Below are 24,445 nucleotides of genomic sequence, written 5' to 3'. Positions count from 1 at the left end.
TGTCCGGATCCGGCCACCGTTTCAGCGCTTCAAGCAGCTGAACGGTCAGCCCGCCGGAGACGAGGGCGATGGCGGCGGGCATGCGGTGGGTGTTCGGGATAGGCGGCACGTGCGGCCGGGCCTCACCCGCCGCCTGCCAGCGCTGGATCGTGCGGGCGAGACATTTCGCCTGGCGCTTGTGGTGTTTCAGCGTGTCCAGCATGGCGTTCCAGCGCGCGATCAGCGGTGCGGCTGGGACAGGGCCGCGTTCCGGAACCGTGACCGGTCCTTTCAGGAAATACGGACATGGGCGCGAGGGCGCGGGCACCATGGTGAAGACATAGCGGTATTCCGTCTCTTCCTTCTTCGGCTCATAATAATTGATGCCGGTGCGCGGCTTCAGCGGCGCGAGCTCCAACCGCAGCGCCAACAGGAAGATCAGACGGCGGAGCAGCATGGCGAGGCGCTTCAGCTCCGCCCGCACGCACCGGTTCACCGGTTTTGCAATCGTCTCAGGCGTCTTGAACAAGTCCACATTCACGTCCGCTTCGGCAATCGCGCGGGCAATCGTGTAAAAGGCCTGGGAGAAGAATTCGGTGCGGTTTGTCATGCCCGGGAGACTGGCATGGAAGGTTACCCGGGAGGATAGAATGGACGATTTATTGCGCGCTGTATAACAGGTCCGGGCATGCGGTGGTGGGTTGAGGCAGAGTCGATACCCACCCGCTTTGCTGCCATCCTAAAGCACTACGGTGGTGCAAACATATGCCCCTGCATGACTTGTCATGACTATAACGGACTATGCCGGACTATAGCGGATCAATCGCCTTCTTCGGATCGGCGGGCGGCTTCGCGAAGGCGGGCGAAGAGGATGGCCGGGTCTTCTTCCGAAACGTCGGCATCCTCGGGCGAGACATATTGCTCGTCCTCTTCCTCGTCTTCGGCAAGCACAGGCTCGAACGGATCTTCCTCTGCAACGCCGGCCGCGGCTTCGCGCTGGATTTCAAACGCCTCTTCGATCTCGTCATCATCCGCATCGTGCGCGTCGGAGCGGAGGCGTCCGATCACGGTCTCCCCACCGACGAGTGACTGGCCCGGCCATATCAGCTGGCCGGAACTGGTGGGAATGAAGAGATCGCACCAGCCGCCGAGGCGTCGCGTGCCGCACGGTTTGCCGAGGCGGGCAATGTCGCCTGCGTTCATGTCGATCTCAATACGCGGGCCGAAACCACCAGACGCGAGGCGGATGCCGACCTGCTGGCTATGACTTTCAAAGCACATCCATGCCCGGGCGAGCCCCTCGTCATCCGCGCGCATGGCGATCGGGATGGAGGAGTCGCCCTCTTCCAGCGTGACATGTTCCAGGCTGCCGGAGATCGGCGTGTAGATCTTGTTCGTGGAGACCGGCGCCGAAGAGATGCGTACACGGGTCACGACAGGCGTGTGCAGGCGCAGTTCGGGCGGTGCCTCAACCTGTTTAATCGACACGACGATGCCGTCACACGGTGCGACGATACCGCTGGCGAGTTCCGGCGGAGTCCGCTGCGACCAGCGGGTCGCCAACAGGGTCGCGATAAAGGCGAGAAAGCCGAGCCAGAACAGCGGTGCCCACAGCCAGCCGAGCAGCAGGGCGCCGAGGAATACAGCGAAGGCCACGACGATGCCTTCAATGTCGAAGCCGCCATTCAGCCAGGGCGTGGACTTGTGGTCCAGGTCATCCATAATTCAGCACGCTTTCTTTTCCCATCCCAACTTTTTAGGGCCCTTATTCGGCCGCAAGTTCGAGATTCGCACTGCGGGCCTGTCTTTCCCACATATCAGCATATTTCCCGTGCTTTGACAGCAGGGTGGCATGATCTCCTCGCTCGATCACCTGCCCGGCTTCCAGCACGAGGATTTCATCAGCGGACTTCACGGTAGACAGGCGGTGGGCAACCATCAGCGTGGTGCGGCCCTGGGAGGCTTCGTCGAGCGCTTCCTGCACGGCCTGTTCGGTGGCGCTGTCGAGGGCCGAGGTCGCCTCGTCCAGCACGAGGATGGCCGGATCGGCAAGAATAACGCGGGCGATGCCGACGCGCTGTTTCTCGCCGCCGGAGAGCTTCAGGCCCCGCTCACCAACGCGGGTGTTCCAGCCTTCGGGCAGGCTTTCGATGAAGTCGAGCAACTGGGCCCGGCGGGCGGCGTCGCGCACTTCCTCATCCGTCGCATCCGGGCGCGCATAGGCAATGTTGCTGCGAATCGTGTCGTTGAAGAGGACCACATCCTGCGGCACGAGGCCGAGTGCGCGGCGGAGCGATTCCTGCGTCAGATCCCGCACGTCATGGCCATCGACCAGCACGCGGCCGGATTTGACGTCATAGAAGCGGAAGAGGAGTTTCAGCAGGGTTGATTTGCCCGCGCCGGACGTGCCGACAAAGGCGATTTTCTTGCCGGGCTCCAGCTCGAAGCTGACATCCTGCACGCCGACGGCGCGGCCCTCATGGCTGAAGGAGACGTTCTCGAATTTCACGCTGCCGACGGGATGCGCGAGCTCGATGGCATCCGGCGCGTCGGTGATTTCGGGTTTCATGTCGAGCAGGCCGTAGAGCTTTTCGAGGTCCACCGCGCCCTGCTTGATCTCGCGCCAGGCCCAGCCGAGGATGTTCAGCGGCGCATAAAGCGACAGCATCATCAGCATGACGGCCGTTAGGTCGCCGATCTGCATCGTGCCGTTGATGACGTTCCAGGCCGACAGGACCAGCACGGCGGCAAGGCCGCCATTCATCACGAAGGCCTGCGTGGCGTTCAGGATGTACATGGACCGGACGGTCTCTACATAATGATGGTTGTAATTGGCCATCGCCTTGCCGAAGCGGTCGGTTTCCCGGCGCTCGGCGGCGAAGGATTTCACCGTCTCGAAATTGGTGAGGATGTCGACCGAGGTGGCGCGGAAATGCGTGTCGGCCTCGTTCATCTTGCGTCGCTGGCGCACGCGCCATTCGGTGATGATGACCGTCGCGACGACATAGATTGCGATTGTGGCGACCGCGATAAGCGCGAGTTTGTAGTCATAGGCGAGACCCAGCGCGACGGAGGCCAGGATCAGGCGCACGAAAGTGGGCCCAATATTGAAGGCGAGGAAGCGGATTAGGTAGTCGATGGCGCTGGCGCCGCGCTCGATCACACGGTTGAGGGCGCCGGTACGGCGGGTCTGGTGGAAGTTCAGCGACAGGAGCTGGGCATGGCCGAAAGCATCGACGCTGGCGACGCGCTGGGCATCCTGGCTGACCGGCGAGAACAGCCAGTCGCGCAGCTGGGGCATGGCGCCGGCTGCGAACCGCACGCCAATGCCGAAAGCGAGCCAGATGGCCGCTGTGCTGAAGGAGGCTGCTGCGCCGCCGGACGGGGCGACCTGGTTGATCGCGTGGCCGACAACGAGCGGTGAGACGACTTCCAGCACCGAGGCGCCGAGCGTCAGCAGGACGGCAATCGCGATGACCGGGCGCCATTTCGCCAGTTCAGGCCGCCAGAGCAGCTTCAGGATGCGCCCGATGGAGGGGCCGAGGCCGCCATCGGCGCTTTCGATCTTGTCGTGGTTCTGGCTGGTATGTGGAGGACTCATTCCCCCGGATATGGGGCCGTTTGGGCCCACAGGGAACCCGAAAGCGCCGCTTTGAGCCTGAAAGCGCCTGAATTTCGCGCTGGCGCGGGCAAATGGCGCCCCATATGAGGGAAGGAATGAGAAAAGAAAACGAGGTTCAGGGGATGTCGAATTTGCGGTCGGTCTGCGTGTATTGCGGTGCGTCAGGCGACGTGCGTCCGGACTATATCGCGCTGGCTGAACGGCTGGGCCGGGAACTTGCGAAACGCGATATCCGGCTGGTCTATGGCGGCGGCGGCGTCGGCCTGATGGGCGCCTGCGCACGGGCGGCGCACGAATCGGCCGGCGACGTGCTGGGCATCATGCCCCGCTTCCTGCTGAGCAAGGAAATGATCTACGAGGATGTCGAACATCGTATCGTCGAGGACATGCACACCCGCAAGCAGATGATGTTCGAGGAGTCGGACGCCTTCATCGTGCTGCCGGGCGGTATCGGTACGCTGGAGGAAGCCGTCGAGATCCTGTCCTGGGCGCGCCTCGGCCTGCACGCAAAGCCGATGGCCTTCCTCGACGAGGACGGCTTCTGGACGCCTTTCTTCGAGCTGATGCGCCACATCATCGACGGCAAGTTCACGCCGGAAAGCTTCCGCGAGGCCCTCGTCCACAGCAATACGCCGGAAAAGGCGATCGATGCGCTGTGCGACCGGATCGTGATGCTGGGCCAGTAGGCCCCCCGCCCTTGAGCCAATCGGGTGCCTAGACTCCCGTGAAGCCCTGCACTTCCTCGACTGTCTTTTTCGTGAAGTCCATGCCGAGTGACAGGACCAGCGCCGAGGCGATGAAGATCGAGGAATAGGTACCGATAAAGATACCGAAGATCAACGCGAAGCTCATGCCCTGCAGCACCGGGCCGCCGAGGAAATAGATCGCGAACAGGGAGATCAGCGTCGTGCCGGAGGTCAGCAAGGTACGCGACAGGGTCGTGTTCAGCGACATGTCGATCACTTCGCGGTCCGGCATCTTCTTGTACTTGCGGCGATCTTCCCGGATCCGGTCGAACACGACGACCGTGTCGTTCATGGAGTAACCGATGATGGTCAGCAGGGCCGCGATGGAGGTGAGGTTGAACTCGATCCGCAGCAGCGCAAACATGCCGAGCGTGATGATCACGTCGTGCGCCAGCGCCGCGATGGCCCCCACCGAGAACTGCCACTGGAAGCGGAACCAGATATAGACCAGCATCATGGCCAGGGCGACAATCAGCGCCGTAATCCCGTCCGTGAACAGTTCTTTCGACACTTTCGGGCCAACGGAGTCGTTGCGCAGGAAATCGCCGTTCTCAACGCTCAGATTAAACGCATCCGACAATGTCTGCACGATCAGTTCGTTGGTGGCACCGGACGCGCGTTCCGCTTTCTGCTCGTCCGACAGCGACTGGAAGTCTTCGCCAAGGAGATCCGGCGGCGCTTCGCCGAATTTCACAACGACGATCTCGCGCCCGTCCGTTCCGCGGGCACTGTTGACCTCGGCATTGATCGGCATCGCGGCGCGGACGGCCGGCACAGTGACCGTATCGGTCTTGGCCAGTTCCATGACCGTACCGCCGGCGAAATCGACGCCGAAATTGAGGCCGCGCGTTCCCAGCAGGAAGGCGGAAGCGGCAATCAGGATCATCGAGAACAGAGCCCCGGCGATCCGCATGTTCATGAAGGGGACGTTTGTCCGTTCGGGCCAGTACTTGATCAGCATAGCGTCTCTCCAGCCCCTAAATCCCGAACCGCTTGGGTTTCAGCAGTTTCATATATCCGACCGTGATCATCCGGGTGACGACATAGGCCGTGAAAACAGACGTCACGATGCCGATCGACAGGGTCACGGCAAAGCCTTTCACCGGACCGGAGCCCAGCAGGTAAAGGATCGTCGCGGCGATCAGCGTGGTGATGTTGGCGTCCATGATGGTCGACAACGCACGCTCATAGCCGGCCTGCGTGGCCGTCCAGGGCGAGCGGCCTTCACCCTGCTCTTCCCGGATCCGTTCGAACACCAGCACGTTGGCGTCCACCGCCATACCGATGGTCAGGATGATACCGGCGATGCCCGGCAAGGTCAGCGTCGCCCCCACACCGGACAGACCGGCAAAGATCAGGATGATGTTGCAGGACAGGGACAGCACCGCGAAGAAGCCGAGCGTCCCGTAGATCAGCACCATGAAGACGGCGACGGCAGCCAGGCCGATCAGGGCTGCCGTGTAGCCGGCATTGATCGAGTCCTGTCCGAGCGTCGGGCTGACGGTCCGCTGGTCGAGGAATTGCAGCTTGGCCGGCATCTCACCCGCCTCAATGATGGCGGCGAGGTCGATGGCTTCCTGCTGGGTGAAGTTACCCGTGATGCGAACGTTACCGCCCGGGATCGGCTCGTTGATGTTCGGCGCCGACATGACGTGATCGTCCAGCACGATGGCAAACTGCTTGCCAGTGTTCTTGGCCGTCGTCTCATAGAATTTGCGCGCGCCGTTGCCATTCAGACGGAAGGTGATCTGCGGACGGTTTTGTTCGTCAAAGCCTTGCGCGGCATTGGCGATGTCGGACCCGACGATCTCCGGAATATTGTTCACCAGCAGCGGGCCTGTCTCGTCGCCCGTCAGTAGGCGGAAACCCGGTTTCACAGCACCGGCCTGCGCAGCCTGGATCGCGGCGGGGCTGGAATCGACCAGGTTGAAGGTCATCCGGCCATCGCGGTTCAGCAGGTCTTTCAGGCGCTGCGGGTCCGGCTCGCCCGGGGCTTCCAGAATGATCCGGTTGTTGCCCTGCGGCGTGATCGAGATTTCGGAAACGCCTTCCGGGTCCACGCGGCGGCGCACGATCGTCATTGTCTTGTTGAGGGCATCCTTCAGCAGCGATTCCTCAGCGGCCTGCGGCACGGTGATGGTGATCGTGTCCTTGCCGGAAATGCGCATTTCATACATCTGCGCGCCGCCAATGACGCCGCCGACGGGGCCGTTCAGCTTCTGAAGGCGCTTCAGCGCGTCTTCGGTGCGGAAATTGCCATCGGCGTCAGGACGGGTCAGCCGTACGACCAGTTCGCGGCCCTTCACTTCCGGAAGGTTGAAGATGCGGTCCGACTGCGGCGTGGTGAGAGTCGACGACACGTCGCGGGACAAAACGTCGAGGCGGTTGGCCACGACTTCATCGGCCTCGATTTCCATCATCAGATAGACGCCGCCCTGAAGGTCCAGCCCCAGATTGACGCCCTTCTTCGGCATCCAGCCCGGCGCGCCGGACATGTTCACCACGTTTGGAAGCGCCAGGACGACGCCCCACAGAAGAATCACAGCAATCAGGCCGATCTTCCAGGGTGGAAACTGAAGCATTTGGGAATCCTTGAATGGCCGCGCCCATGGGCGCAGGGCTCAGTCGTTGGGCCTAGTCGTTTGCGGCGACCGGCTCGGCCTTGCCCCGCACCTCGATGACCATGGTCTTGATCACGCGAACTTTCACGTTTTCACCCAGGTCGAGGGAGATTTCGTCGTCAAACACCTTGTTCACCTTGCCGACGAGGCCGCCGGAGGTGACGACCGTGTCGCCCCGCTTCAGGGCCGTCAGCATGGAGGAGTGTTTCTTGGCGCGCTGCTGCTGCGGGCGGATCAGCAGGAAGTAGAAGATGGCAACCAGGCCGATCGGCATGATCAGCAATTCGAACAGGCCACCGCCCGGACGGCCACCGGCTTCCTGAGCCACCGCCGGAAGCGCCGACAAAGCAGCTCCGATGAACAGCGCTACGTGCTTGTTCGCCATGATTTTCCTCTCTTCTGGCCCCTGAAAAAGATACGCCCCTATAGCTGTGGCTGCAGGGATTGGCAAACAAGGGCTGCAGGCGCGAATTCGCAGTCAGAGCGCCTGTGCAGGGCCTTCGCGCAACAGTGGCAACGCATGCCGGAAGCCCAGCCGCTGGCGCTCGCTATTCTCGTGCAGGCGCATCAGGACCTGCCCATCTGACGTGACCACCGGAGCTACCAGCAAGCCGCCCTTGCCAAGCTGGCTGAGCAGGACATCCGGAATCTCTGTCACAGCCCCAGCCAGCAGGATCCGGTCGTACGGTCCCCGTTCCGGCCAGCCGAGCAAGCCATCGCCGCAGCGCACCGCCAGGTTGGGCAATTCGAGATCCAGGATTCGCCGCCGGATGGCGTCTGTCAGGGTGTTGAAACGCTCCACCGCAAACACGTCCGCCGCCAGCTGCGCCAGCAGGGCCGCCGTGTAGCCGGAGCCCGCGCCGATCAACAGGACACGGGATTCATTGCCTTTTTCCAGATCGAGCGCCTGGATCAGCTGCCCCGTGGTGACCGGACGCGGAATGATCTGGCCGCATGGGATCGGCACCATGGCATTCTCGAAAGCGAGATTGGTCAGCCCCGGATCGTCGATGAAGGCGGCGCGGTCGATGGTTTCCATGGCCTGCAGCACGCCGTCATCGGTCACGCCCTCCTGCCTGAGGTGGAGAACGAGCCGGGCTGCGCGAAAGGGATCGGCGATCAGGCCTGCCATGACTCCCGAAGCTTTTGGAGGAACGCCTCGTGCGTCAAGTCCACATGTAGCGGAGACACCGAAACATAGCCCTCATAGATCGCTCTTAAGTCAGTTCCTTCATCAGGTTTGGACAATTTGCCCCTGTAGCCGATCCAGTAATAATCGTTCCCGCGCAGGTCTTCCCGCCGGTCGGTGTGGATGATCGACTCGTCGCGGAAGCCCTGACGGGTAATCTGAACGCCGCGGACGTCCTCGGGTTCGACATCCGGGAAGTTCACGTTCATCACCACATCGTCCGGCCAGCCCATGTCGATCAGCGGGCGCAGCGTCTTCGCGCCCCAGGTCCGGGCCGTGTCCCATGGCAAAGAGCCGCGCTCGCGGAAATTCTGGGACTGGCTGAGCGCGATCGACGGAATGCCCAGCTGCATGCCGAACATGGCCGCCGCGATCGTGCCGGAAAAGCTCGTATCCTCGGCGATGTTCTGGCCGCGATTGACGCCGGAGAGGACAAGGTCCGGCTTGTCGGGCATCAGGTCATGCGTCGCCAGCAGCACGCAATCGGACGGCGTGCCGGTGATCGCAAAAGCGCGGGCGCCGACCTTGCGGGTGCGCACCGGATGCGTCAGCGAGATGGCGCGGCCCTTGCCGGACTGTTCCTCTTCCGGCGCCGCAATCCAGATGTCGTCCGACAGCTCCTTGGCGATTTCCTCCAGCACCGACAGGCCGGGGGCATTGATGCCATCATCGTTCGTGAGGAGGATTCTCACGAGATGACCTCAAGGCCGCCAAGATACGGGCGCAGGGCCTCAGGGACGGTGATGGAGCCATCTTCGTTCTGGTAGTTCTCGATCACGGCGACCAGTGTCCGGCCGACGGCGAGGCCTGAGCCGTTCAGCGTGTGCACGAATTCCGGTTTTGCGCCGGGCTCGGGCCGGTAGCGCGCGTCCATCCGGCGGGCCTGATAGTCGCCGCAATAAGAGCACGAGCTGATCTCGCGATAGGTGTTCTGCGACGGCAGCCAGACTTCGAGGTCATAGGTCTTGCGCGCCCCTGCCCCCATGTCGCCCGTGCAGAGCAGCATGCGGCGGAACGGCAGGTCGAGCCGCTTCAGCACGGTCTCGGCGCATTCCGTCATGCGCTCCAGCTCCGCGAGCCCCTCTTCCTCGTTCGCAACGACAGAGACAAGCTCGACCTTGTTGAACTGGTGCAGGCGGATCATGCCCCTGGTGTCACGCCCCGCACTGCCCGCTTCCGACCGGAAGCATGGCGTGTGTGCGGTGAAACGGCGCGGCAGGTAGGACGCTTCGATGATTGTCTCACGGACTATGTTCGTTAGCGACACTTCCGCCGTCGGGATCAGCCAGTGATCGGCTGTGGTCTTGAACAGGTCTTCTGCAAACTTCGGCAACTGGCCGGTGCCGACCAGCGCCTGGTCTTTCACCAGAAGCGGCGGCGAGCATTCCGTGTACCCATGTTCCAGGGTCTGCAGGTCCAGCATGAAGGAGGCGAGCGCGCGTTCCAGCCGGGCAAGCTGGCCCGATAGCAGCACGAAGCGCGCACCGCTCATCTTGGCGGCGGTTTCGAAATCCATCATACCGAGGGCTTCGCCGAGGTCGGCATGGTCTTTCGGGCCGTTGATGCGCTTCGGTTCGCCCCAGCGGTGCTGCTCGACATTCGTCTCTTCGTCCTGTCCTTCCGGCACATCGTCCAGTGGCAGGTTCGGCAGGCCATAGAGCAGTTCGTTCAGTTCGGCGCGGGCCGCCTCTTCCTGCTCGGCGCAGGCCTCAATGGTTTCCTTGGCATCGGCCACGACCTTGCGCAGGCGCTCGAATTCCGCCTCGTCACCGGACGCCTTCGCCTTGCCGATCAGCTTGGACGTTTCATTGCGCAGTTTCTCGGCTTCCTGCTTGTCGGTCAGGGCCGTACGCAGGGCCGCATCGTGGCGGTGAATATCATCCACCGCATCGCCGAGGCCCGGCTTGCGCCGGTTCCAGGCCTTGCGGAAGGCTTCAGGGTTTTCGCGGATCGCACGGAGGTCAAACATCGGATCGGGCCTTCGATGACTTTTAAGGGTCTTCTATAGCCCCAGCGTCTAATCCGCTGCGGCAGGCGCGTCCACTTGCGTTTCAGCCGCAGCCGGCTTTTCTGCCGGCTTCTCGACGGCCGTATCGATCACTTTTTCCGGCGCCTTCCCGTTGGATTTCTCAGGCGGCTTCTCCGACGCCGTTTCCACAGGCGGTTCCGGCTTTTTGGGCGGCGGCGCCAACGGCGATGGCACACCGACCATGCGTCCACGGCGGCCACGCGGCCCGCGGACACGGCACACGATCCGCACCGTCTTGTCGGCGAGTTCCGTGACCTCAATGTCCGGGTTTTCCTTCGACAGCTTGTGCATCAGCGTCTTGAAGTTCTTCTGGCCCAGCCACGGCTTCACCCGGTTGCCATACTTGGTCTGGAAGCCTTCCATGCCCTCCAGCGCCCGGATCACCTTGTTGCGCGGCAGCGGCTGGTCAGGGGTGCGGGCGCCAAGCTGCATCACAATATCGGCGGCGAGCCGTATCTGCTGGACCGCGTCCGGCGTGCCGTTTGCCTTCTCGACTCGTACCGCCTCGCGCACTTTCTTCATCAGCGGCGAGCGGCGCTCCGCCTGCTGGCGCAGCGGGGCGATCACCGGTGGATCGGAGCGAAGCTTGTACCATTTGCGCGGTGCACGCTCGTAATCGAACGCGGTCTTCAACGCACCGATATGGATCACACCGTCAGCATGTTCGGAGTAGAGCTGATAGGTCGGGTCGGTTTCCTTGCCCGCCGTGACAACGCGCAGGCCTGCCAGCTGGAGGCGGTTTACCACGGGCACGAAATCGGAATCGGTGGTCAGGATGACCATTTCATCGATACCGCGCATCGTGTGGTGCAGCTCAATGGCATCCATGGTCATGACAATGTCGGCCGAGGACTTGCCCGAGGCGATCTTCGTCTTGGCATGGGCCCGGCAGTCGAACGTCTCGAAGCCCGCCGCCTGAAAGGCTTCGCGGTGCACGTCATACTGACTGTTCCAATAGACCCGCTTGGACACGAATTTGCGGCGGAGTCCCTTCTCCGACAGCGCACCATCGGTCAGCCACAGAAGCCATTTCGGCAACGTGTCGACCATGGCCATGCCCGTAGCGGCGAAAATATTGTCAAAATCCACGAGCAGTACGCTCTTCAGGCGCGCCACAGACTACTCCTTGCTTCTCAAGGCCAGGCTCATTTGTAAGGTTCTACATCCGCGCAGTCATTTCAACAGCGCCGCACAGCGAAGCGGTCATTCCGCCGCGGAAGTAGCCTCGCGCTCAGCTTCTTTTTTCTCAATCAACTTCACGCTCAGAATGCCGACCTCATAGAGGAACAGCACGGGCGCCGCCAGCAGGATCTGCGAGATTGCATCCGGAGGCGTGAACAGTGCCGAAAATGCTAGAATGCCGACAACCGCAAACTTCCGCCCTTTGGACAGGCCTTCAGAGCTGACGACCCCGATCTTGCCGAGCAGGGTCAGGATCAGCGGCAGCTGGAACGAAATGCCGAACGCCAGCATCAGCGCCATGACGAGTGACAGGTAATCCGCCACCCTGGGCAACATGGTGATGTTTGCGACCTCGCTGTCGGTCAGCTCCATGCCCACGGTGAAACGCGCCAGCATCGGCAACATGACGTAATAGACGAAAGCCGCACCGGAGGAGAACAGAATCGGCGCCAGAACCAGGTATGGCCAGAAGGCGCCGCGCTCATTCTTGTAGAGGCCCGGTGCCACGAAGGCGTAGACTTGCCAGGCGACAAAGGGGAATGCCACGAAGATGCCCGCAAACAGGGCGAGCTTCAGCTTGGCGAAGAAGAACTCCATCGGCGCGGTGTAGATGAAGTCCAGTTTCGCACCGCGGATCTCCTGCGCCATGCGGGCGAACGGATCCAGCAGGAACTCGTAGATGTCCTGCGCGAAAAAGAAACAGCCGATCGTCGCCACCGCCAGGGCCAGAAGGCTCCAGATCAGGCGGGAGCGTAGTTCGGTCAGATGTTCCAGCAGCGGCGCGCGGGAGGTCTCGACCTCGTCTTCCAGGATTTCAGGCTGCTCGTCCTTGGGGGGCGTGTGCGTCATGCCGGATCCCCCTTCGGCTCAGGGGCGGGGCCGGTTTCGGGCTTGGTATCAGGTTCGGATTTCGCCTCACTCTTTGACTCCGGTTTGGACTCTGGCATTTCCGGAGATATCTGCTCGGCCAGCTTCGCCGCCGCCTCCGACCGCGACTGCGCCATGACGGCGGAGTTGACGTCCTTCTCATAGTCGGACAGGTCGCTCGTCGCCTGCTTCAGCGAATTGGAAATCTTCAATTCCTCGATTTCCTTGCGCAGGTCTTCGAGTTCGCTCTGGCGGGCGATGTCGTCAAAGGCGGCCTGGAACTCGCGCGCCATGGCGCGGCCTTTGCCCACAAACTGGCCAAGACGGCGCATCATCATCGGCAGGTCCTTGGGACCCACGATGATCAGGGCCGCAACGGCCAGCACCATAAGTTCGGTAAAACCGAGTCCGGGCAGCATGGGGTGCGCCCTCCGTCAGGGTTCAGGACGAAGCCTTGGTTTCGTCCTTCTGGGGCGTGACATCGACCATGTCTTCCTTGTCGACCGCCTTGGGTTCGTCCTCATCCTTGAGGCCCTTGCGGAAGGCGCCGATGCCTTTCGCCATATCGGTCATGATACCGGAAATCCGGCCCCGGCCGCCAAACAGCAGCAGCGCGACGATCACAACGATCAGCATTTGAATCCAGCTGGGGGCCATGCCGGGGGTCTCCTTGAAGTTTCCGGGAGTATAAGGGCCGGAACTGGCTGGAACAATGGGGCGAAGCTGCTTAAAGGTCAGCGCATGCGTATTGCCACATGGAACGTCAATTCGATCAAAGCGCGCTTCCCGACTGTGCAGGAAGTGCTGCAGAACATCGATTGTGATGTCGTCTGCCTTCAGGAACTGAAGTGCGAGACGGACGCCTTCCCCTATATGGAACTGGAAGAAGCTGGCTGGAACTGCGCCGTGCTGGGCCAGAAATCCTATAATGGCGTGGCCATTCTCTCGAAATATCCGCTGGAGGATGTGACGAAAGGCCTCTCCACTATGAAGGACGACCAGGCCCGCTTCATCGAAGCGCTGGTCATGGCCGACCGGCCGGTGCGGGTCGGCGGGCTCTACTTGCCGAACGGCAACCCGGCGCCGGGCCCGAAATTCGACTACAAGCTCGAATGGATGGCCTGCCTGCTGGATCATGCCCGCGAGCGCCTGAAGGCTGAAGAGCCTTATGTCCTCTGCGGTGACTACAACACGATCCCGACGGCGGTGGATTGCTGGGACGAGACCAAATGGGCCGATGACGCCCTCGCCCTGCCCGAAACGCGTGAAGCCTTCCGCCGGATCAAGAACCTCGGCATGGCGGATGCGTTCGAAATCACCGACGGCCGCGCCCACCAGTACACATTCTGGGACTATCAGGGCGGCGCTTTCCAGAAGGATCACGGCATCCGGATCGACCATTTGCTGGTCTCCCCGCAGGCGGCCGACCGGCTCCAGTCCGTCGAAATCTACCGCAAGGCCCGCAGCCTGGACAAACCGTCAGACCATGTGCCCGTGATCGGGGTTTTTGAAGACTAGTTCACAGACCCGTAGGTCGCGCCAGCATCGTTGAAATAGGCGCGCCAGAAGCCCTTTACGTCCGCGACCGGCAGGTCGTAGATCTGGCGCGGCACGACGCGGGCGACGACGTCGACGCCTTCGAGCTTCGGCTTCGTCTCGGCCAGCTCCGAATCCAGATAGGCGTCATAGTCGGCGCCCATCTTGTAGAAGGAGAAGCCGCCGGAATGCTGCATCAGGTCTGACACCAGCACGAGCCGGCGCCCGGCCTGTTGCGGCTGGAAGTCTGCCCGATCGGAGATGGAATAGATCGCTTCGCTCAACGGGGAGCTCGGCTGTTCCTTGTCCATCAGCGCCTCTTCCACCGTGCCTACCAGCGGCTGGTAGAATTTCTTCTGCCAGGCCTGTTCGATCATCTTCGGGTTCTGTGTGATCGGGTTGGCGGCGGCGGCGCTTCCCGGAGAGCAGGACGTGTACAGAACTTTCGGATTGTAAGGATCGGCTGCGTTAGGAACCATCACGCTCAGCTTGCCAAACTTCGGCAATGACCGGGCCTCGTCGTTCACCAGTTCACGCACCCAATCCATGTCGTTCGGATTGAACGGATCCGACTGGTCGATCAGAAGGATCGTATGCGCCGGGTCCTTGTGGTCCAGGCGGCAGCTGGTGTCAGGCGCCACGGCTGGCGGCTGGCTGAAAGCGACCAGTGCGAACAGGCCGAACACGCCGGTCAGCATGGCACCGATGGTGCCACGCCAGAACCAGGGACCACGAGTACTCCTGCGTCTTGCCATGACCAGCTATCTCCTCAGGCGCGGCGGGCCTGATCAACAGGCACATGGGTGGAACCCTTGACCTGCTTGACCTCACGGACCTTGCCGATTTCTTCAGCAACTTTCTTCTCGATGGACGACAGCCCCTGCTGGACGTGCTGGATGTGCTGCTCCAGCCATTCCCGGCAGATATTCAGGGCCGTGATGTTGTTGTCGATGGTCTTCATCGCTGTCTGTGCCTGTTCCCGCTCCTTGGCCATGTCGTAGGACGGCAGCTGCGGCGTGACGATCTCGTCGAAATAGGCCGGACAAGCCGCCTGATCGCCAAGGCGGTCACGGTTGGCATTGCGGGCGCGCCGGTGCGCCTGGCGGTACGCGACTTTCAGGCTGCGCTCCTGGTCGGCGGCGCGCGAGGCAATCGCGATGGCAAAGTCACGCCGGGCATCCAGCAGGTTCATCGCCTTTTCGATTTCGCGCTTGGCAGCGACATGGCGCGACTGCTGCGTCTCGAACCACTGGCGGCAGTGCGTGAAATAGTCCGACAGGTCGTCGCGAACGGCATTGCGGACTGCCTGACGGCGCTCATACGCCTTGCGTTCCTTGCGCCACACACGGCCATAGCCTGGGTAGCGGTCAGAAATGCGGTCATAGCCTTCATAGATGGCAAGGCCGAAGACCGTCAGCCCCATGAACAACAGGCCGAGGGCGATGAAGCTGTCGAGGCCGACGATGTTCGGGAACATCGATACAAACACTTCAGACGGCGAAATCGAGAACAGGGAGAAGGTTCCCAGCCCGGCATCGGCCTCCGTGCTGTGCAGGCCGGTTTCGACAGCGTCGCGGAAGTGCGCCACGAAGAAGTTCAGCAGGATGCCGGAAATGATGCAGACGGTCGCGACCGTTCCGCCAATCACCTTCTTGATGATGCTGGGGCTGTTCAGCGCATAACGCAGGCCGAAGAAGCCGGCGGTCACACCGAGGCAGACGTTCACGGCGCTGACGCCAAAGGCGATCATCATGCCGCCGATCAGGCCATTGGACTGGGCATCCTTGAACAGGAGGGCGTTGAAGCCGCCTTCCAGGATCATGATGAAGACGAGAATCGCGATCGCCTGCTCGACGTTCTTCTTGATGTCCGGTGTGCGGTCACCGATCCGGTCGCCATGACGGGCACGGAACTGCTGCAGTTCGATGATCGCAGCGGAATGCGTTTCCTTGGCGTCTGCGGTATCGTCGGTCTCATAGTGACGATACTCGTTTTCTTCCGACTTAATGGCTTCGCGCAGCTGATCGGGATGAATGTCGATCGGCGTATAGTCGGCAATATAGTTGCGGACAGATGCAGACGCTGTGGACATCCAGGTGCTGAGACCGCGGCGCACTTCCTCGGCACGCTCGGCGATCATCTGCTCTCGCTCGCTCCACTGATCCTGTGTGATGGCCTCGGACACCGGCAGGCCGTCCTGGGCATCGGCTTTTGCATCCTTGCGGGTCATCTGGCGGCTGATTCCCAGCTCGCCTTTGGCTCGTTTGCCTTTCAGGCCGTGGTCGGCCAGGTCATTGGGAAGCTCAAGCGGCTTCACCTTGGTTTGACAACCGACATCTGCGCCCCAGCGCACAGTGTTCTTCGCCATAACGCATCCTCATTAACAATACGGGCAAAAAAATTAACTGTCCGCAGAATGCGCCGCAGTGGTGAACGGGCGGTAAACCATCCCGCGTTATGTGCAATTCGTAATGTTGATCAGAGCGCGTCGGCCAGAACCGAAAAGAACTCATCGGCAGACTGGTAGATCACCGACATGTCGCCAGACGTCAGGTAGGCGACGGGCGGCAGTCCCAGCCGATCCGCCTCGCGCTCGATACCGGTCTTCCAGCTGCCCGTGGTTTCGATGCCTGAAATGACCATCGCCGGCGTATCCCTGAAACAGCCATCCGACAAAATCGGGTCTTCCTTCAGGGCATTACCGAGCTCAAACGTAAAAGTCGGCACATCCAGCCGCGTCTGAAGCATGGAGATGGATTCCGACATCAGTTCAGGATTGTTCCGAAGAAATGCGATGTCGCCAATGCTCTTGCGCCAGAGATTCTCAAAGACCCAGGTCTGCCCGAAGACGCCCCAGGAACTCTTCAGCGCCATCAGGGACAGCTGCCCGCCTGCTGGGCTGGTAAGCGCCTGCTCGAGGGCCTTGGCCATCCATTCCGGCTGGAATTCGCCCATCTGCTCATAATTGAAGCCGCAATTGGAGAAGACAGTGAAGGCGACTCGCGAATCTCCTGACAGGGTGACGCGCTCGCAAATCGGATTCGAACAGCCGATTCCAACCAGCACCACGTTCTCAAGATTCATTTCCTCAAGAAAACTCCGGATCAGGCCAGTTTGCGCCTCCCGGTCGGTCAGTGGCGAATTGGCGCCAAAGCCCGGGCGCCGAATCGAGATGACCCTAAAGCCCGCCGCTTTCGCTGTGCGGCAGAACAGTCCCGTCGGCCAGCAGCAAAGGTCGAGCGACTGCAGAATGACGAGCGGGCGTAATTCGGGGGCGCCATCGACCAGATATTCAAGTGAAGCGAACTCATTCTGGTGGCGGTGGACCACTCTGCCGAACGGATCAACCGAGGCAGGCCAGGAAGGCACCACACGCTGATCCATCCCGAATATGCGCTTAAGAACAGGCATCAGCACCATCCGCCACAAAGAACAGTTTGAACGCAGCCAAACCGTACTGCCCGCGAATCAATGATATTTTACGCCAGATCGTCTTCCGCTGAAGCCTCGCCGGAAAAAATTTGCCTCACATAAAACTGGCAAAAAGCATTTATCTGCGAAAATATTATTTCTGGATCGATGATCCCGATTTCAGCTCTGGTTTAAACCTGAATCGTTGCTCCCGCGACGAAATCTCATAATTACTCCAATGACGGTCCCGGGACGGGACAGGCCCAGCCTGCACGGCTGAAATTAATCTTTCCTGCAGTGCCTGCGGGAAGGAATGCGAGTGTGCCGGTGAACGCCACACACCAATCAAGGGGACGCCCCCCCCGATTGTCTCGCAGGGATACGAATTCCCCCGCAAATACTGGGGCTCCATTTTCCCGCCAAGAGCGCACGAGGCGTTTGGACGAAGTATTAGGGTTAGCGCTTATTTTCCGTGGTCGGATTGATTCACGCTTTCGCATTGACGGGCGCGAAAGCCGATCGCGTCTGAATCGGGCGCGGAGTTGAGGCGGAATGCAAAAATCATGCTGGAATTCGTCAGATTATTTTGGTCGAGCAAAAAAGGCGCCACGGCGATTGTCGTTGCCGTCACCCTGCCGGTTCTTGTAACCAGCGCTGCGTTTGGGACGGAGGCGGCATTCTGGACCTACAGGCACCGCTTGGTGCAACAGCAAGCAGATGCCGCGGCCTATGCCGGCACGCTGGAACTCATGGAAGGTGACGAGAACGGTATCGACGTCACCGGGGCGATTGAAGAGTCGCTTGCCATCAACGGCTTCCGTGGAGACATCGGGACTTATGTCGCAGAGTGGCCTCCAAAATCAGGCGCCTATGCCGGAAAAAAAGCCGTGCGGGTTTCCGTGTCTGAAAAGTGGCCGCGCATGTTCACCGCACTCTTTCTCAGCAGCGACGTGGACATCGGAGCCGGCGGCACTGCCAGCCCGGAAGAACTGGGCGAAGCTTGCATGCTGGCGCTGGACCCCAGCGGCTCGGGCACCGTCAACATCACCGGCACGGCGGACGTCACGCTGAAAGGATGTAGCGTTGTGGCGAACTCGACGTCCGGCAGCGCCTTTACCCAGTCCGGCTCCAGCAATTTGTCTGCAGCATGTGCCGGGGCGGTGGGCGGTGTATCGGCCACTACATCGGGAATGGATCTGACAAGTTGCTCCTATCCGAGGGAACGAATCCCACCGATCAAAGACCCCTACGCCAACGTGCCGGAGCCGACCGTTACCGGTCCCTGCAAAACCCCGAACATGTTCGATGGCAGCCCAAGCTCGACCTATTACATCACGTCAGGCCGGTATTGCGGCATGACCGTGAAGCGCACCGTGAACCTGGCGCCGGGACTCTACATCATTGATGGCGGCGACCTGTCGTTGACATCCACATCCAAACTGAACGGATCCGGCGTCACCTTCTTCCTGACCAATGGGGCCCGTCTCATCATCGACGGCAGCGCTGACGTCGATATCTCGGCGCCGACAAGCGGAACCTATTCCGGCCTGCTTTTCTTTGCCGACCGGTCCGGCCCGCAACTAACCCACACATTCAGCGGCTCGGCCAGTTCCCAGTTTGAAGGCGCCGTCTACATGCCGAATGATCACCTGGTCGTAGCGGGCTCCAATTCGGCAGCGGCCGGATGCACCCAATTCATTGCCAGGACGCTGGAACTGACCGGCACGTCAGGCGCCGGCATTTCCTGCGACAGCAGTGGCACCAACGGAATCGAATTCTATGGACGTGTGAGGCTAGTCGAATGAGCAAACTGACCAAACTCAATCTGGTGCGCCTGCAATGGAGCCGGAGTATCAGAGGAATCGCCGCAGTCGAATTTGCACTGACCGCTCCGCTTTTTGTGCTGCTCCTGCTGGGGATCATCACCTATGGCATTTCCATCAAGGAACATGGTGACGCACAGGAAGCGATCCGAGCGGGCGCACATGCCGCCATGTCGGATGTGCGCGACACAAGCGCTATCCAGAATGTCGTCTATCAAGCCCTGAACAGTACGAAATACCGTTCACGCGTCAACGTGAAGCGCTCACTGCGATGCGACGGCGCAGACACAACATCAGTGAATTGCAGCGATGGACGGGCCGCCGAAGAATTCGTCGAAATCAATCTCAGAGTCTTCAGCAATGCCGAACTGACGGGCACTCCAAAAATCCAGAAAGATGTGGAAGTGAGGGTCTTCTGATGCGTCTACGGAACCTCTTGAAAGATTGCCGCGGTGTAACGGCAGTCGAGTTTGCCATTGTGTCGCCCATGCTTATCCTGATGATATTCGGCGTTATCGAAACGGGCCGGTTCATGTTCATCAATAATTCGATGGACTCGGCGCTCGCCAATTCTGCGCGCCTCTGGATGGTTGATCCGTCAACGCCCGAAAGCATCGTGAAGGCAACCTATTGCGAGCGATATACGATGACGAATTGCGCTTCCACACAGTTCGTCGTTACCAACAAGACAGTGGATGGCCAGAACTGGCGAATCCTTAGCGCCACAACCGAATTTACGTCTCCATTGGCTGGCCTCATCCCATTGCCGCCCCATGTATCACGCTCGGAAGCGATACCGATTTATACCCACTAGGCAGGGTGACGCTGCCAGACGGAAGGGGTCACGGGCGGGCGAGTGTCAGCTCCCCGCCCGGGTGATCCGGCCAGTCGCTGGTCTTGCGGGGCGCATAGTCGATTCCCGGCACGCTTTCGAAATAAGGCTCGCCCTCTTCCGGCAGGATGAGGGCCGTCAAGCGGCCACCATGGACCGCCGCTGTATCGATGCCGGTGGCATTGGCAAAACAGGCCGGGCCATCCAGCCAGGGCTGATGACCGAAAATGACATGGCCGAACCGGCCATCATAGACATCGGCCCAGAATGGGTCGCCCGGCTTGTTGTGGCCGAGCGCGAGATACTTCGCCGTCTCTGCGGAGACATACCGGGTCCGGAGGATTTTCCGGAAGGCCTTACCGCGGCGCCCATGCCAGCGGCTGGCAAGTTCCACAGTTTCGGGAAAGCTGCGCTGCGTTCCAGGGATGCCGCCATGCACGACCAATGCACCCCATTCCGGCAAGCGCAGGAAGGGTATCGCCGTGGCCAGGAAGGCCCGGTCCGCTTCCAAAAGCTCTGCATCCAGCGCGGGCAGCTCCGGCGCGTCGGCGGCCATCTCCCGCGCCACTTTCGGGCGCTCGGCCGTGTTGATGTGATAGCGGCGGTGGCGGTCTTCATGATTGCCCTCAATGAGGATCACCTCATAGGGCGCTGTCTCGCTCAGCTGGCGGACGAAGCGGACTACGCCTGCCGGCTCCGGCCCCTTGTCGACAAGGTCGCCCACAAAGACCAACCGGTCCCCCGCACCAAGCGCCAGCTTCGTAATCAGCGCCAGTAGCGGCGCCAATGCACCATGCACGTCTCCGATAATGGCGGTTTTCATGAGCAGCCCCTCTCTGCGGCATTTGGCGCCCGTGAGGCCATGCATCAAGGTCTGTTACCGTCCCCGGAACACGGGCTCCCGCTTTTCTACGAAGGCTTTGGTGGCGTTGCGGTGGTCTTCCGTCGCGGCGCAGTGGACATGGTGTGTGGCTTCCAGATCCATGCACTCGAACACGTCGCCGGACGACATGGCCCGGTTGAGGTTTTCCTTCATGTAGCGATAGGCGACCGACGGGCCGGAGCCGAGGCGCCGGGCAATGCTCATCGTCTGCTCCGCCAGCTCGTCCGGCTCGCACACCCAGTTGGTGAGGCCGAGGGCGAGGGCTTCGTCGGCGGACACACGCTCTGACAGGAAATAGAGCTGGCGTGCCTTCGCCTGGCCAACCAGCTGGCTGAGGAAGAAGGTGCCGCCATAATCGCCGGAAAAGCCGACGCGCGCGAAGGCCGTGGTCATGATGGCGTTACGCGACATGATGCGCATGTCGCAAGCGAGCGCGAGGGCCAGCCCCGCCCCGGCCGCCGCGCCCGGCAGGGCCGCAAGGGTCGGCTTCGGAATGGTGTAGAGCTTGCCGGAGGTGGCACGCTGATTGACGCGCTGAGTGTGGATCGCCTCGTCGATCGTGGTCTCGCGCCCGCCGCCGGTGTTGCGCGCGTTCATGCCCTTCACATCGCCGCCCGCGCAGAAGCCCTTGCCCGCCCCGGTCAGTACGATGCAGCGGACCTCGGGGTCCAGCTCCGCCTTCGCCAGCGCCGCGCCCAGCGCCGCATTCATCTCGCCCGACATGGCATTGCGCGCCTCGGGCCGGTTCATGGTGAGCGTCAGCACGCCGTCTTCCAGCGCGGTCAGCAGGTGATCGGTTCCGGTGTTCGTGATGGTCATGCGCGTTCCTCCTGATTTTGAAGGAATGTGTAGGGTATGGGGCGAGTTTGTATAGGGAGGGTGGTCTCTTACAATCGCGGCTATTCGGGCCCATATGAACACTACGCCATTGCGCCCAATTTGGCTCAAGCATGCGGCGTGGTTCTTCCCGACAAAATACAGACGGACCTGACGTCCGCACACCGGGCGCCCGGTTCCCCGTCCCGACTCTCTCCCCAAAGGATCAAGACCATGGCCAAAGGCCAGAAGAAATCGAACAAGGAAATCCGCAAACCCAAGGCCGACAAGTCAAAGGCCAAAGGCGCGAGCCCCACGCTGAAAGACGACACGATGCTGGGCGTAGAAAAGAAGCGGCGCTAAGGCCCCCAAAACCCGCGCCCATGCTTCGACTTCGCTCTAGCCAAGAGCGCTTCATTATAGCCGCACACGGGACTCATTCTGAGCGAAGTCGAAGGATAAGGTCACGCGAACACACCCCCTATGCTTGCTTCTCCAGCCCCTTCTCAAGAAGAAGGGTCGTGAGATTGCTGTTCCATTCCAGATCGGGATAGCGGTCTTTTTCCAGATATCCGCGCGCCAAGTAGAAAGCCTGGCTTCGTGTGTTGAACGTGTCGGTTTCAAGCCGCGCTGTGGGGTGCCCCGCGCGGGCGATCTCCGCTTCGGCAAGGTCCATCAGCTGCGTGCCGACGCCCATGCCCGCATAGGCGGAATGGACATGCAGCGCGTGAACGAAGTCGTTCCGCCAGTGAACAAAGCCAGCCACAGCGCCCGTACGCACCACGACATGAAATTCCTGCCAGCACTCACCGACATAGGTTTCCGGACGCTTCGACGCCCTGAAAGCTTCAGCGGCCTGCTGGGAGATGTTGGGCCGCCAGGTGCTTTCGAACGTGTCGTAGAGGATGCCGATCAGGGCATCCTTGTCCGATGGGTTTGCAGAGCGCGTTACGTCTATCCCGTCACCTCGTGACCTGCCTTACAACGGAATGTTATCGTGCTTCTTCCAGGGGTTTTCCAGTTGCTTGTTCTTCAGGCTACGGAGGGCCTTCGCGACGCGGCGGCGAGTTGAGTGCGGCATGATGATGTCGTCGATATAGCCCTTGCGCGCCGCCACGTACGGGTTCGCGAAGTTGTCTTCATACATCTTCGTGTGCTCGGCGATCTTGTCGGCGTCGCCGATGTCTTTCCGGAAGATGATTTCCACCGCGCCCTTGGCGCCCATCACCGCGATCTCGGCCGTCGGCCAGGCATAGTTGACGTCACCGCGCAGGTGCTTGGAGCTCATCACGTCATAGGCGCCGCCATAGGCCTTCCGTGTAATGACGGTGACTTTCGGGACCGTGGCCTCTGCATAGGCGAAGAGCAGCTTTGCACCATGCTTGATGAGGCCGCCATATTCCTGCTTGGTGCCCGGCATGAAGCCTGGCACGTCCACAAGGGTGACGATCGGAATGTTGAAACAGTCGCAGAAGCGCACGAAACGCGCCGCCTTGCGGGAGGCGTCGATGTCCAGAACACCGGCCAGCGTCATCGGCTGGTTGGCGACGAAGCCGACGGTGGAGCCCTCGATCCGGCCGAAGCCGCAGAGCACGTTGGCGCCGAATTTCGGGCTGATCTCGAAGAAGTCGCCTTCGTCGGCTACTTTCTCGATCAGCTCGCGCATGTCGTAAGGCGAGTTCGGGTTCGGCGGGATCAGCGTGTCGAGGCTTTCATCGATGCGTTCGATATCATCGAACACGTCGCGGACCGGCGGGTCTTCGCGGTTGGACCCCGGCAGGAAGTCGACCAGGCGGCGCATCTGCACCAGCGCTTCGATGTCGTTCTCGAACGCACCGTCCACCACACCGGACTTGGCCGCGTGTACCGAAGCACCACCGAGTGTCTCGTGGGTGACCTCTTCGTTCGTCACGGTTTTCACGACGTCCGGGCCGGTGACGTACATGTAGGACGTGTCTTTCACCATGAAGATAAAGTCCGTCATGGCCGGAGAATAGACGTCACCGCCAGCGCACGGGCCCATGATGACGGAAATCTGCGGGATCACACCGGAGGAAAGCACGTTCTCCATGAAGATGTCGGCATAGCCAGCCAGCGAGTCGACGCCTTCCTGGATACGCGCACCGCCGGCATCGAAAATGCCGATCACCGGGGCGCCGACGCGGGCGGCGGCCTGCTGGACCTTCACGATCTTTGCGGCATGGGCCTTGGAGAGCGAGCCGCCGAAGACGGTGAAGTCTTTCGAGAAGACGTAGACGAGGCGACCATTCACGGTGCCCTGACCGGTGACGACGCCGTCACCCGGGATGCGCTGGTTTTCCATGCCGAAATCGGAGCACTGGTGCTCCACGAACATGTCGTACTCCTCGAAGCTGCCTTCATCGAGCAGGACGGAGATCCGCTCGCGGGCCGTCAGCTTACCTTTGGCGTGCTGGGCTTCGATCCGCCGCTCGCCGCCACCAAGGCGTGCCTGTTCCCGTTTCTGCTCCAGCGCTTCGATCACATCCTGCATCCGACCCGGGCTCCTTGCTAAAAGAGTGTCATATATTTTGTCTGAAGTGCTTGATAGTCGCACCACATCACTTGGCAAGGGCATGCTGTCGGCTATCTCGTCGCTGCCCTCGCGGATTGCCCTTGCGTCAGCAGTATCGGCTCTGGTCGAATGGCGCGCTCAACCAATTCATAGCGCTGCGAACTCAGCCCTCCATGATGAGCATTTCCGGCGCTGCCAGCCTTGCCCTAGAAGTGAGATGGACCGCGCTGGGCATGGCTCAAACCCATGATGAACCGCGTGGACGTGCGCGTGATCACTGGATGTTCTCCTGGCCCACCCACGCCACATTACGTAAGGGAAGCCGAACTGGAACCGATTTTTAGTCTCTCAGCCCATTGCGAGCCCCCCCCCCCCC

25 protein-coding genes and 1 pseudogene are annotated in these 24,445 nt (G+C 61.2%); 6 read left to right on the top strand and 20 right to left on the bottom strand.

The window, feature by feature from the left end; translation table 11 throughout:
• From HY26_RS12480 to HY26_RS12470, 3 genes are all read right to left on the bottom strand, one after another.
• A partial coding sequence (locus HY26_RS12480; protein WP_146740224.1) for a hypothetical protein occupies nt 1-589 on the bottom strand: 589 nt, incomplete at its 3' end.
• Nucleotides 590-798: 209 nt separating this feature from the next.
• Nucleotides 799-1,701 carry a phosphatidylserine decarboxylase gene (locus HY26_RS12475; protein WP_034767234.1) on the bottom strand — a complete coding sequence of 301 codons (903 nt, stop codon included), beginning with the start codon at nt 1,699-1,701 and terminating at the stop codon, nt 799-801.
• A 43-nt stretch (nt 1,702-1,744) separates the two neighbouring features.
• A complete protein-coding gene (locus HY26_RS12470) occupies nt 1,745-3,580 on the bottom strand; it encodes an ABC transporter ATP-binding protein/permease (protein WP_112073771.1) in 1,836 nt (611 codons plus the stop codon).
• A gap of 143 nt (nt 3,581-3,723) precedes the next feature.
• On the opposite strand from HY26_RS12470, the gene HY26_RS12465 reads away from it, so the two are divergent.
• Nucleotides 3,724-4,287, top strand: coding sequence for a TIGR00730 family Rossman fold protein (locus tag HY26_RS12465; protein ID WP_112073772.1), 564 nt, complete (start codon nt 3,724-3,726; stop codon nt 4,285-4,287).
• Between the two features lie 28 nt (nt 4,288-4,315).
• Here HY26_RS12465 and secF read toward each other — a convergent pair whose 3' ends face one another.
• The 10 genes and pseudogenes from secF to HY26_RS12415 form a co-directional block, all read right to left on the bottom strand.
• Nucleotides 4,316-5,308: a protein translocase subunit SecF gene (gene secF / locus HY26_RS12460; protein WP_034767238.1), complete on the bottom strand. Its 993-nt coding sequence runs from the start codon at nt 5,306-5,308 to the stop codon at nt 4,316-4,318.
• A gap of 16 nt (nt 5,309-5,324) precedes the next feature.
• Nucleotides 5,325-6,929 (bottom strand): protein translocase subunit SecD, encoded by a 1,605-nt coding sequence (secD, locus tag HY26_RS12455; RefSeq protein WP_112073770.1) that lies wholly within the window; start codon nt 6,927-6,929, stop codon nt 5,325-5,327.
• A 52-nt stretch (nt 6,930-6,981) separates the two neighbouring features.
• Complete coding sequence (yajC, locus tag HY26_RS12450; RefSeq protein WP_051600079.1) at nt 6,982-7,353, bottom strand: preprotein translocase subunit YajC; 372 nt, start codon at nt 7,351-7,353, stop codon at nt 6,982-6,984.
• Between the two features lie 93 nt (nt 7,354-7,446).
• Nucleotides 7,447-8,100, bottom strand: a complete 654-nt coding sequence (locus tag HY26_RS12445; protein ID WP_034767244.1) for a protein-L-isoaspartate O-methyltransferase — start codon at nt 8,098-8,100, stop codon at nt 7,447-7,449.
• Nucleotides 8,088-8,849 carry a 5'/3'-nucleotidase SurE gene (surE, locus tag HY26_RS12440; protein WP_112073769.1) on the bottom strand — a complete coding sequence of 254 codons (762 nt, stop codon included), beginning with the start codon at nt 8,847-8,849 and terminating at the stop codon, nt 8,088-8,090. The genes HY26_RS12445 and surE overlap by 13 nt, the downstream gene beginning before the upstream one ends.
• Nucleotides 8,846-10,126 carry a serine--tRNA ligase gene (serS, locus tag HY26_RS12435; RefSeq protein WP_112073768.1) on the bottom strand — a complete coding sequence of 427 codons (1,281 nt, stop codon included), beginning with the start codon at nt 10,124-10,126 and terminating at the stop codon, nt 8,846-8,848. Before serS ends, surE begins: the two co-directional genes overlap by 4 nt.
• 48 nt (nt 10,127-10,174) lie before the next feature.
• Entirely contained in the window at nt 10,175-11,302 is a 1,128-nt protein-coding gene (locus tag HY26_RS12430) for an NYN domain-containing protein (RefSeq protein WP_112073767.1), read from the bottom strand.
• Nucleotides 11,303-11,389: 87 nt separating this feature from the next.
• Complete coding sequence (tatC, locus tag HY26_RS12425) at nt 11,390-12,217, bottom strand: twin-arginine translocase subunit TatC (RefSeq protein ID WP_175354486.1); 828 nt, start codon at nt 12,215-12,217, stop codon at nt 11,390-11,392.
• Between the two features lie 238 nt (nt 12,218-12,455).
• A pseudogene (tatB, locus tag HY26_RS19425) lies at nt 12,456-12,654 on the bottom strand (Sec-independent protein translocase protein TatB); the annotation flags it as partial.
• Nucleotides 12,655-12,676: 22 nt separating this feature from the next.
• Complete coding sequence (locus tag HY26_RS12415) at nt 12,677-12,892, bottom strand: twin-arginine translocase TatA/TatE family subunit (RefSeq protein WP_034767252.1); 216 nt, start codon at nt 12,890-12,892, stop codon at nt 12,677-12,679.
• 84 nt (nt 12,893-12,976) lie between these two features.
• On the opposite strand from HY26_RS12415, the gene xth reads away from it, so the two are divergent.
• Nucleotides 12,977-13,753: an exodeoxyribonuclease III gene (gene xth, locus HY26_RS12410; RefSeq protein ID WP_034767254.1), complete on the top strand. Its 777-nt coding sequence runs from the start codon at nt 12,977-12,979 to the stop codon at nt 13,751-13,753.
• Here xth and HY26_RS12405 read toward each other — a convergent pair.
• The 3 genes from HY26_RS12405 to HY26_RS12395 form a co-directional block, all read right to left on the bottom strand.
• Nucleotides 13,750-14,526: a hypothetical protein gene (locus HY26_RS12405; protein ID WP_146740223.1), complete on the bottom strand. Its 777-nt coding sequence runs from the start codon at nt 14,524-14,526 to the stop codon at nt 13,750-13,752. The two genes, xth and HY26_RS12405, sit on opposite strands and share 4 nt — an antisense overlap.
• Nucleotides 14,527-14,540: 14 nt before the next feature.
• Entirely contained in the window at nt 14,541-16,139 is a 1,599-nt protein-coding gene (locus HY26_RS12400; protein ID WP_034767259.1) for a hypothetical protein, read from the bottom strand.
• Between the two features lie 110 nt (nt 16,140-16,249).
• Nucleotides 16,250-17,182: an alpha/beta fold hydrolase gene (locus HY26_RS12395; RefSeq protein WP_146740222.1), complete on the bottom strand. Its 933-nt coding sequence runs from the start codon at nt 17,180-17,182 to the stop codon at nt 16,250-16,252.
• 563 nt (nt 17,183-17,745) lie between these two features.
• Here HY26_RS12395 and HY26_RS12390 point away from each other — a divergent pair.
• The 3 genes from HY26_RS12390 to HY26_RS19030 are packed head-to-tail and all read left to right on the top strand — an operon-like array spanning nt 17,746 to nt 19,819.
• Nucleotides 17,746-18,987 (top strand): hypothetical protein, encoded by a 1,242-nt coding sequence (locus tag HY26_RS12390; RefSeq protein WP_112073763.1) that lies wholly within the window; start codon nt 17,746-17,748, stop codon nt 18,985-18,987.
• Nucleotides 18,984-19,424 (top strand): TadE/TadG family type IV pilus assembly protein, encoded by a 441-nt coding sequence (locus HY26_RS12385; RefSeq protein ID WP_034767267.1) that lies wholly within the window; start codon nt 18,984-18,986, stop codon nt 19,422-19,424. Before HY26_RS12390 ends, HY26_RS12385 begins: the two co-directional genes overlap by 4 nt.
• On the top strand, nt 19,424-19,819 hold the full coding sequence (locus tag HY26_RS19030) for a TadE/TadG family type IV pilus assembly protein (protein ID WP_255567037.1): 396 nt from the start codon (nt 19,424-19,426) through the stop codon (nt 19,817-19,819). The genes HY26_RS12385 and HY26_RS19030 overlap by 1 nt, the downstream gene beginning before the upstream one ends.
• Nucleotides 19,820-19,847: 28 nt before the next feature.
• Here HY26_RS19030 and HY26_RS12375 read toward each other — a convergent pair whose 3' ends face one another.
• On the bottom strand, nt 19,848-20,660 hold the full coding sequence (locus HY26_RS12375) for a metallophosphoesterase family protein (RefSeq protein WP_158531490.1): 813 nt from the start codon (nt 20,658-20,660) through the stop codon (nt 19,848-19,850).
• Between the two features lie 54 nt (nt 20,661-20,714).
• Nucleotides 20,715-21,539 carry an enoyl-CoA hydratase-related protein gene (locus HY26_RS12370; protein WP_112073760.1) on the bottom strand — a complete coding sequence of 275 codons (825 nt, stop codon included), beginning with the start codon at nt 21,537-21,539 and terminating at the stop codon, nt 20,715-20,717.
• Between the two features lie 231 nt (nt 21,540-21,770).
• Here HY26_RS12370 and HY26_RS19365 point away from each other — a divergent pair, with 231 nt between their 5' ends.
• A complete protein-coding gene (locus HY26_RS19365) occupies nt 21,771-21,899 on the top strand; it encodes a hypothetical protein (RefSeq protein WP_255342769.1) in 129 nt (42 codons plus the stop codon).
• Between the two features lie 118 nt (nt 21,900-22,017).
• Here HY26_RS19365 and HY26_RS12365 read toward each other — a convergent pair whose 3' ends face one another.
• Entirely contained in the window at nt 22,018-22,404 is a 387-nt protein-coding gene (locus HY26_RS12365; protein ID WP_233351617.1) for an N-acetyltransferase, read from the bottom strand.
• Nucleotides 22,405-22,515: 111 nt separating this feature from the next.
• Nucleotides 22,516-24,048, bottom strand: coding sequence for an acyl-CoA carboxylase subunit beta (locus HY26_RS12360; RefSeq protein WP_034767274.1), 1,533 nt, complete (start codon nt 24,046-24,048; stop codon nt 22,516-22,518).
• Nucleotides 24,049-24,445 lie beyond the last annotated feature (397 nt).

It is taken from the genome of Hyphomonas sp. GM-8P (assembly GCF_003263315.1).
Taxonomy (GTDB): Bacteria; Pseudomonadota; Alphaproteobacteria; order Caulobacterales; family Hyphomonadaceae; genus Hyphomonas.
The sequence above is the reverse complement of the archived record's forward strand: the minus strand, read 5'-3'. Positions and strand labels throughout refer to the sequence as shown.

Coding starts and splice junctions, on each gene's coding strand:
- HY26_RS12385 (WP_034767267.1), top strand. CDS start 18,984: ATGAGCAAACTGACCAAACTCAATCTGGTGCGCCTGCAATGGAGCCGG.
- HY26_RS19030 (WP_255567037.1), top strand. CDS start 19,424: ATGCGTCTACGGAACCTCTTGAAAGATTGCCGCGGTGTAACGGCAGTC.
- xth (WP_034767254.1), top strand. CDS start 12,977: ATGCGTATTGCCACATGGAACGTCAATTCGATCAAAGCGCGCTTCCCG.
- HY26_RS12395 (WP_146740222.1), bottom strand. CDS start 17,182: ATGCCTGTTCTTAAGCGCATATTCGGGATGGATCAGCGTGTGGTGCCT.
- HY26_RS19365 (WP_255342769.1), top strand. CDS start 21,771: ATGGCCAAAGGCCAGAAGAAATCGAACAAGGAAATCCGCAAACCCAAG.
- HY26_RS12360 (WP_034767274.1), bottom strand. CDS start 24,048: ATGCAGGATGTGATCGAAGCGCTGGAGCAGAAACGGGAACAGGCACGC.
- secD (WP_112073770.1), bottom strand. CDS start 6,929: ATGCTTCAGTTTCCACCCTGGAAGATCGGCCTGATTGCTGTGATTCTT.
- HY26_RS12470 (WP_112073771.1), bottom strand. CDS start 3,580: ATGAGTCCTCCACATACCAGCCAGAACCACGACAAGATCGAAAGCGCC.
- HY26_RS12375 (WP_158531490.1), bottom strand. CDS start 20,660: ATGAAAACCGCCATTATCGGAGACGTGCATGGTGCATTGGCGCCGCTA.
- HY26_RS12475 (WP_034767234.1), bottom strand. CDS start 1,701: ATGGATGACCTGGACCACAAGTCCACGCCCTGGCTGAATGGCGGCTTC.
- HY26_RS12465 (WP_112073772.1), top strand. CDS start 3,724: ATGTCGAATTTGCGGTCGGTCTGCGTGTATTGCGGTGCGTCAGGCGAC.
- HY26_RS12415 (WP_034767252.1), bottom strand. CDS start 12,892: ATGGCCCCCAGCTGGATTCAAATGCTGATCGTTGTGATCGTCGCGCTG.
- HY26_RS12405 (WP_146740223.1), bottom strand. CDS start 14,526: ATGGCAAGACGCAGGAGTACTCGTGGTCCCTGGTTCTGGCGTGGCACC.
- HY26_RS12445 (WP_034767244.1), bottom strand. CDS start 8,100: ATGGCAGGCCTGATCGCCGATCCCTTTCGCGCAGCCCGGCTCGTTCTC.
- HY26_RS12370 (WP_112073760.1), bottom strand. CDS start 21,539: ATGACCATCACGAACACCGGAACCGATCACCTGCTGACCGCGCTGGAA.
- secF (WP_034767238.1), bottom strand. CDS start 5,308: ATGCTGATCAAGTACTGGCCCGAACGGACAAACGTCCCCTTCATGAAC.
- serS (WP_112073768.1), bottom strand. CDS start 10,126: ATGTTTGACCTCCGTGCGATCCGCGAAAACCCTGAAGCCTTCCGCAAG.
- yajC (WP_051600079.1), bottom strand. CDS start 7,353: ATGGCGAACAAGCACGTAGCGCTGTTCATCGGAGCTGCTTTGTCGGCG.
- HY26_RS12400 (WP_034767259.1), bottom strand. CDS start 16,139: ATGGCGAAGAACACTGTGCGCTGGGGCGCAGATGTCGGTTGTCAAACC.
- tatC (WP_175354486.1), bottom strand. CDS start 12,217: ATGACGCACACGCCCCCCAAGGACGAGCAGCCTGAAATCCTGGAAGAC.
- HY26_RS12390 (WP_112073763.1), top strand. CDS start 17,746: ATGCTGGAATTCGTCAGATTATTTTGGTCGAGCAAAAAAGGCGCCACG.